This is a genomic window from Campylobacter sp. US50a, assembly GCF_004379015.1.
In the GTDB taxonomy this organism is placed as follows: Bacteria; Campylobacterota; Campylobacteria; order Campylobacterales; family Campylobacteraceae; genus Campylobacter_D; species Campylobacter_D jejuni.
Genome location: NZ_RYYJ01000021.1, coordinates 1 through 8,513, shown reverse-complemented (window position 1 = coordinate 8,513; position 8,513 = coordinate 1). Strand labels below are relative to the sequence as shown.

General features: G+C 27.1%; 5 protein-coding genes. All 5 read left to right on the top strand.

Features of this window, described 5'->3' with window-relative positions; translation table 11 throughout:
- Window positions 1-810, top strand: an 810-nt coding sequence (locus tag ELQ11_RS10385; protein ID WP_243833548.1) for a hypothetical protein, incomplete at its 5' end; no start/stop codon positions are given.
- Window positions 797-1,567, top strand: a complete 771-nt coding sequence (locus ELQ11_RS09205; RefSeq protein ID WP_057035600.1) for a hypothetical protein — start codon at window positions 797-799, stop codon at window positions 1,565-1,567. The genes ELQ11_RS10385 and ELQ11_RS09205, both read left to right, overlap by 14 nt.
- A 44-nt stretch (window positions 1,568-1,611) precedes the next feature.
- Complete coding sequence (locus tag ELQ11_RS09200; RefSeq protein ID WP_134225290.1) at window positions 1,612-5,529, top strand: hypothetical protein; 3,918 nt, start codon at window positions 1,612-1,614, stop codon at window positions 5,527-5,529.
- 18 nt (window positions 5,530-5,547) lie between these two features.
- Window positions 5,548-6,828, top strand: a complete 1,281-nt coding sequence (locus tag ELQ11_RS09195; protein ID WP_134225289.1) for a hypothetical protein — start codon at window positions 5,548-5,550, stop codon at window positions 6,826-6,828.
- A 53-nt stretch (window positions 6,829-6,881) separates the two neighbouring features.
- Entirely contained in the window at window positions 6,882-7,685 is an 804-nt protein-coding gene (locus ELQ11_RS09190) for a hypothetical protein (RefSeq protein ID WP_134225288.1), read from the top strand.
- Window positions 7,686-8,513: the final 828 nt, after the last annotated feature.

The window sequence follows — 8,513 nt, the reverse complement described above, 5'->3', positions numbered from 1 at the left end:
TTAAAACTTCAAATCGCACAAGGACTAGATGAAATCTTAGAAGATGAAGATAGAAAACAAGAGCTTTATGTTTGTAAGTTTGTGGTGGTAAATGGGGTTAGTGAAAACAAAATAAAAGCAAAAAATAAAGATGTAAATATAAATAATGGCACAAAATACACAAACACTACAAAAAGCAATAATATAAGTTCTAGTGAAAACAATGCTCAAGAAATCATCCCTGATAATGTTATAAGAATACAAACACAAGATGGCGGTGGGGAGTTTATTGAGATAGTATTTGATGATTTGGAGGAATGGAGAAATAAATCAAGTGGAGCTATAAAGCCTTTATTTACCCCATTAGAAGGTATAGTGGAAGATATTTCAAATTCACTTGAAAATGTCAGCATTATCGGTGATGCCTTAGCAATGCTTGGTGCAGTGAAAAATCCTAAAAATGCAAAAAATATTATTAAGAAAAAATCCAAATATGCCACCAAAAAAGAAGTGATAGAGGTATTAAAAAATAAATACAATCTTAAGACTTCTAAAGAATTAAATAAAATGGGCTATAAACAATTTATCGAAAATAATAATGTCTATATAGTCAAGGATAATAAACAAATAAAAGAGATTTGGGAGGATATTACAAAAGATACGACAATATTGCCAGATGCGGGAAATGGTATAAAAATGAGAAAACTAGATGATGGAACTATTATAAGATTAAGAAAAACATCTGATTCTGGTGGTTCAGCAATAGATATAGGAAATAAAAAACCAAATAATGTAATCCATAATAAGGCAAAAGAAGATGGTGATTGGTAAAGTAATTCATAAATACGGTTCGTTTTTCCCTGATTTTGATGAGATATTTTACAATTTAGGTTATGATGGTATTTGTTTTGATGAAAAATCAGATATAAAGCTTTTTCTACAAATTCCAAACCTTAAGAAAACAGATATTTTAGAATATTTTGAAGATCATTTTTTAGGATCAATTTTTGAGGATGCATGCGAATTTAATGACTTGGATTGTCCTTTGTTTTACACAGAAGATGAAAACTTAAAAAATTCCATAAAACCAAATTACAATAGTGAGTATGTAAGTATTATAGGGCAACTATTCTTAGCAGGATATATAGACTTTGGGATTACTCCAAGATCGGAAGATAAATATACAAGAACAGACTATCCTACTAATTTATCTTATTATAAAGAAGATAAATATCAAGCTTGGATATATTTTAGAGATAATTTCTTTTATACTAATGCATTTTTAAAAGGGTATTATGACGATATTTTAATCTATAAAGGCAAAGAATATACAGCAAATACTCTACCCAAACTTAAAAAAGGAGAAACGATCCATAGTACAATGCATAGTGCTGCTTCTTGGGATATGCCAAGATATTGGAGTGGGTATAATATATGGGTAACAAGAACTCAAAAAGGCACAAAATATCTCCGTGAGATTTTAGAACCTAGAGTTTACAACAAATACAAAGATTTAGAAGTAGAGATTGATGATAAGGGTAATGTGCTTAGATGGATAGGAGAGATTAATAGAGACAAAAAATATTAGCAAATAAAAAATGATATAATAATGCTTTATATAAGGAATCTTTTATGTTTATAAGTTCTAAAACAGAGTTAATTCAAACTATTAAAAATTTAACAATCAACAATAAAGAAGTTAAACAGATTGATTTTATTTATCCTAATTTTTCTATTTTACACGCTATATTAAAAAATATTGATTTTCATCAAAGAAAAATGCTATTTAAAAATCAAATATTGACTATGGAAATACTAGAAATTTTAAAACAAACTTGTGATAATCACAATAATATAGAAATAAATATCCATACCCTTAATGAGCTTGATGCTGGACAAAATGTAAATTTAAAAGATTTATCAAGCAGTGAAATTTGCACTAAAGTTTATTTAGAAGACTTAGAAGAAGAAATTCAAGACAAGAAACAAGGTAAAGATTTTAATCTTTTTTATCATACAGATAAAAATAATCTTTGTATCGAATTTATCAATACTTTAAAAGAACTAGCTAAAGATTCTGAAGATATAACAACCTTAGACGAGTTAATCGAAAACATTGATCCTGATGATATAAGCAGTGAGAAATTTGATGATTTTAAGAAAAAAGTTTTAGAAAAAATTGGAAATGTCATAGAATCGGATTTTTTCAAAAATAGCATAAGTCCCACTTTAAAAAATACTTATGAAAAATTTATCAATGAGTTGTTAGAACACATTAAAAAACTTGCCGAAGAAAAAGAATATGAAAAAATTAAAATCATACTAAGTGCTATAGCGGGTGTTGCAATAGCCACAGTGGTAGCTGTTCTTACAGGTGGGGCAGGATTAGCTATTTTGGCTGCTGATTTATTTTCTTTAATGGGTTCTGCAAGCGAGTATTATGAATTTGCTCAAAGAGATTATGGCACACTTTTAACGCCTTTAGCCGCATTTTTAGCCACTAGATGTGCTATGTTTATTCATTATATTAATTCTCGCTTGTTATCTTGTGTTTTAATTATTAATAAAAAAGAAATTATTGATTTAAGTGGTTTTGGATTATATCTTGGAAGCGATGAAAGCAATATTGCTTCGAATTTAGCTTATAAAATCACTTTAAGCGAAGAAATAAAAAGCATTGAAAATATTTTTAGTGAAATCTTTTTAAACCCAGAACAAAAAGACAAGGGGTATAAAAATACACCCAATGATTCAAAATCGAGCAATTTACCCGCTTTCATTTCAACGCAAAAATTATCTAATTTGTATTTAAAAAACAATGCTATTTTAAAGAATTTGCAAGAAGATATTAAACAATTTATTTATTTTTCCTATATAGAAAGTCCAAATTTTAACTCAAGTAAACTAGCTGAATTTTTCGCACAAAAAAATCAAAATGCACAAATAGATTTAAATACAACTAAAATGAGTAAAAATTATTTGATTATTTCAAATATCCCCAATAAATACAATGCAGGACTTAGTGAAAGTTTAACTCAAGAAATCGCCAACTATAATATACAAGATAAATACAGAAGAATTAAAAAAAATATTGATACTTCAAAAAAAACTTATGACAGCACAAGAGATTATAGCGAATATAGCATAGAAATGCCACAAGATGAAAATGAGCCTTATATTTTACAATTAAGCCCTTTTGTGAAAATATCCAAAGAAGCTTATGAGAATAGTAAAAAAGCTTATGAAGATATGCAAAAGGTTTATAAATATTTAACAAATTTTGTTGCTACACCGCAGAAGCTACCAGAATTCGCAAAAACAGCTAAAGAAAAATTAGCAATATCAGAAAATGAGCCAATGATAGAAATAGTAAAAAAGACGGAAAATTTACGACATTGCGAACGAAGAGACATTTTAGCTTATATTGACTACAATAAAAAAATAAATGATAAAAAATGGCTTCCTTATTTTTATATCAAAAAATTCTTTAAACAAAACGAAGCCAAAGAATCCATCATAGAAAAAGAAAAAAAGATAGCTCATCAATATTTAACTTTTTTGAAAAAAGAGTTTTTTGAAAAATCGGATAAATCTTCATTTGGGAACTATTCTTTAATGGAATGTTTATTCATTTCATTTGTCTTGTATCAAGCTAAGCTTATTTTTCCAAATATCAATTTGGATTTGAAAAAATATAGAGGCAGTAATTTTGTATATATAAAATACTTAGAGGAAACTTATGTTTTATGGACAGATGAATGTCCAATATATGTAAATAATGAGCCAACAAATATTACAGCATATGAAGTTGTATCGCAATTATTAAAAATACTTGACAAAAAAGATTATTCTTTTGTGGAAAATGATAGTTTGATAACTATAGATGATTTTTTTAATGAATTATCAAAAGATTTAGATACAACAAATACATTAGATAAAAAAATAATCAAATTAAAGCAAATGTATCATTTAGATGAACAAAAATACATTAAAGAATTTATGAATTTAGACGAAGAAACGCAACGAGCTTTTGTTGCATGGATGGATATAGAGAAACAAATATCAGATTTATCAAAGCTTTTGGAACAGATGTATGGAAAAGAATATTTAAATAAGGCAAAAGAACAAAAAACAAGTGAAATATTTACTTATGCGATGTTAAAAATTTTATTAAGTGCTAGTCCTTTTATCAGCTTTACAGCTCAAATGTTGTGGGATTTTAATTTTTTAAAAACAATAGAATATGTTATTCAAGCTTGTATTAAAATAAACAAAGAAGGATTTAAAGAATTTTTTAAAGAACAGCTTGGTATTTTTGCACCTCCAAAAAAGAATAGTATATATCATATACACATAAAATCTAATTTAATAATAAAAGCACGCTTGCAACAAATAGAAAAAGAATTAATTCATACTAAAATCCAAATGATTTTAGCACAAGAGATAAAATCCAATTTAATAATACAAAAAAATACATCCGGTTTAAATCTATTTATCACAAAGATAAAAGAATACTTTAATGAAAAACAAATTAAGATTTATTGGAGTGATAAATATATGAAACAATTATTTATATACTCTAATCAAGAAAGCAATATATCTAAAATTGCTCTTATGCATAGCATAGATATACAAACTCAAAAATATACTATTTATACTTATGCTAAGCTAAATAAACTTGACCTTGCTTCTATTGTGACTGGAGAATTTGTGGGTATTTTTTTAAATTATCTCTTTCCAACAAATTTTAAAGCCCTACAAGAACAATATGAAAGCATTGTTTATCAGCTTTACACCTTTAAAGATGATTCTCCTTTAGCGGTTATAAGAGATCATTTTGTAACTTATCCTTTTGCAATCAATTCGAAATTCATTAGCTTTGATTTAAAGAAAATTTTTTATGGTATAGATCTTTGCACAGGAGTTTTTGACACTCATTTTTCCTTTCATTATGAAATAGATCAAAAGCTTGAAGAAAATAAAGAATTTCTTTTAAAAAGACTTTTATCTTATTTGATTATTGATGAGAAAAGATCCGCTTTAAGGATAACAAAAGATGAAAATGAAACTATACAAGAAAGGGATGATTATACTTTTTTTAATCAAAGTTTAAATAGTATAGAACTCATTAAATCTGAAATTTATATCCTAAAAAATACTGCATTAGAAAAGTATTATAAAGAAGTTAATGATGAAATCAATTTAACAGCCATTCAAGCTTACAATGAAGCTTTACAAATTTTACAAGATTTTGCTAATGGAATTTACAATACAAGTAAAGATAAAACAGGAAGATATATAGAAGATAAAAATAAGGCTAGAAGATTACTAGAAAAACTCAATATCATAGGACAAAACAATCTTAAGGCTATGTATATGGGGATAAATGGAAATAGAGATAAAACTTCTAATACAAGTAGAGGCAAAGAAGATATGACCAATAAGACAAGTGCAAATGCTGATATCACATCAGAAACAAAAACTCCGCCTAATTTCATAGGCAGACTAGCCACTACCATAATCATAGAAGATGGTTTATACATGGGTTAAATTAAGAAAGGATAGATAATGAGTGAAACTTATGAGATTTATACACCCAATGGGTTAATAATGGATGTATATAAAGACACTAATAAAATCATTTTTTCAGGAAGTGCTAAGCCAACAGGCGATTATACCGAAGAATATTCCAAAGCCCTTTTTGAAGCCGATCGCATATTAAGAAACTCCCCCTACAAAGACTATAAACCCCAATACCTAGATCCTAACTTTTATACAGGACAAAAATCCACTCTAGTTGAATTTAAAGAATGGCAAAGTATATATTTAAAAGATCCTATCAAAGGAGCTATAGCTCCTTGGACTAAAGCAGAAAAAGCTTATTATCATTCTTTAAAAACCAAAAGAGAAAGATATAAATATCTAGTGATTAGAAGTGGATTAAGATCTGTGGTTATAGATATACCTTATGATGCTTATGCTAATGTAGATGAAAAAGGAAATTTAATCAATGAAGAATACGCTTATATTTATGATGAAGTTAGCAATAATAAAGAAACCTTAAAATCTTCTCTTTTTAGACAAGAATGGGGTATAGCAGCAGGAATACTAGGAAAACCTGAATATTTTGTGCGTTCTAAAAATCATGGCTTTAATGCCAGAATGATACAATGTTTTATTTTATATATTCAACTCACAGGTGGAGGATATGAAGAATTAGGTATAAAAAGAGGAATTTATAATTATGCTGATAATCTTTTAGAAATAGGTATGGCAGGGATACATAAAAATCCTTTAAGGGCTAAATTAGTAAAAGATTTAGCTAAAACTATACAGCCTGATGAATTTGGTATGCTTCCTTTTATAGATGAGATTATGGGAGTAGATTGGACGATTGATTTAAATAAATATGATTTTGCCTATGATGAAGAAGGCAGGATCATTTGGGCTTTATATAATGATATTGAAAAAGGCAAATTAAAAGATCCAAGAGATATAGATTCTACTCCTGAAAGTAGAAATAAATTTGATGATACTATGGATGGATATAGAAATGGGATGAAAACTAACTTTGATGTAGATACTCCAAATGATTGGAGTGAACAACAAGCCACTTTGTTTAAAGATACCCTAGTATTAAGCGCTAAACTCGCAGCCCTAACCCCACCTCAAGGCTATCCTAATGCCCCTTATTATTTTACACCTGAAAGATTGGAATGGATTTATAAAAGAGGATATTTAGACAAACTCCTTGATCCAAGAATTCCTGCTATATATAGATATAATTTCCCAGAGGATTTAAGAGCTAAGATAAGAGCTTATGCTAAAGAGCATAATATCAAAGAGTAATTTAATCAAAATAAAAAAATATTTAAAGTAAAATAAAAATAAAAGGAAAAACAATGCAAAAAATACTTCAAATTAATTTAGAAAAAAGAAAAGCTTTAGAGAATTTCAAAAATCTAGCTTTATTAGGATTAGGTGGAACAATGCTTTTAAATTTAAAAGAACAAGCTTTGGATTTTAGTCAAGAATTAACTTATATAAATACTTATGATAAGTATTTAAATTTAAAGCTTGATTCTTTTTATATCCCTTCTACACTTTTATCTTTGCTTCAATTAACTAAGAAAAGCAAAGAAGCTTTTTATATCAATGTTTTAATCAATAGCGATACACATTATAAAAATCCTTTATTACAATATGCTATTACCCAAAAACAAGAACAAGAAAATATCGTTTATGCTTTAAAAAATAATGAAAATCTTAATGCTTCTTTTGCAAATCTTAATGCTTTAAAATTAGCCTTAGAAGAAAAGAATTTTTATCTTAATTTTATAGACTTAAACAGCAAAGAAAGTCTTTTAAGTTTTTATAATCAAATATTAAGTAATCATCATCTTAAAGATTATTTTTATATAAAAAATAATCAATTTTTTATTAAAAAAGATATAAAAAATAAAATTGTATTTCATAATATAAATTCTTCTTCTATTATAAGTAATTATCTTAGATTGTTAAATGATTTTAATACTTTAAGCAAGATAGAACTCATAAATATATTAGAAAGTTTAAGTTTATACAATCTTTCAACTTTAATGCAAACTATGCAAACTATACAATCAAAAAATGAATATAACTCAAAAGACTTTGATAAAGATAGTATCTTTTTATCTAATATGATTATGAATGTGAGATTGAAGTAAAAAGATAGTAGATTTGGTAAATTTAAATCTTGTTAAGTTTATTATTTAGTTCAAATAAAAAATATAAAAAAATATAGAAATTCAATAGAAAGAAGAGAAGCTTAGTTAAAAGTTTGTTTGGTGCAAGCCACAAGGGAGTTTCGCCCCTTAAGAAAAGGGGCAAGGCTAATAAGCCTTGACAGTAATTATACAAATTAGTATAATTATAAGTACGAAACGAAACATAGTTTCACCCCCTTTCTAGGGTGTGATTATGCCACAGGGTTGCAGCCTTGTGGTAAAACCCTTAATGCAATTATACCAAACAAATTCTTTGACTTCTTAATACATTTTATTTATGATTGAATCTTATCTTTTAGCATAAGCAAGAAAAATATAAATTAAAAAATAAAATAATTCAACAGAAAGGAGATAAGCTTAGTTAAAAGCTTGTTTGGTTAAGCCAAAGGGAAAATTATAGCTCCCCTTAAAAAAAGGGGAAATCAAGTGTTAATAACACTTGACTATAATTATACAAAGTAGTATAATTATTACTATAATTTTATTGGACAATTTAATCACCGCCTTTCTAGGTTATGATTAATGCCAAAGGTAGCCGCCTTTGGCATCTACCTTTTATAATTATACCAAACAAACTCTTTAACTTCTTAAAACAGTCCATGAAAAGATTTTACTTTTTATTCTTTAGCACTTTGTTTTTTGCACCTTCATTTTTATTTGGTGCAACTGAAATAGCTAATAGCAATTTAATTTATACTTGGGGTTATGGCGATGTGATGAATGAAATCATGCAAGCTGTTAAAGGTATAACCACTGAAACAAGTTATA

What these genes read in the sequence shown, in the direction of transcription:
- ELQ11_RS09205 (WP_057035600.1), top strand. Translation starts at nt 797, where the DNA reads ATGGTGATTGGTAAAGTAATTCATAAATACGGTTCGTTTTTCCCTGAT.
- ELQ11_RS09200 (WP_134225290.1), top strand. Translation starts at nt 1,612, where the DNA reads ATGTTTATAAGTTCTAAAACAGAGTTAATTCAAACTATTAAAAATTTA.
- ELQ11_RS09195 (WP_134225289.1), top strand. Translation starts at nt 5,548, where the DNA reads ATGAGTGAAACTTATGAGATTTATACACCCAATGGGTTAATAATGGAT.
- ELQ11_RS09190 (WP_134225288.1), top strand. Translation starts at nt 6,882, where the DNA reads ATGCAAAAAATACTTCAAATTAATTTAGAAAAAAGAAAAGCTTTAGAG.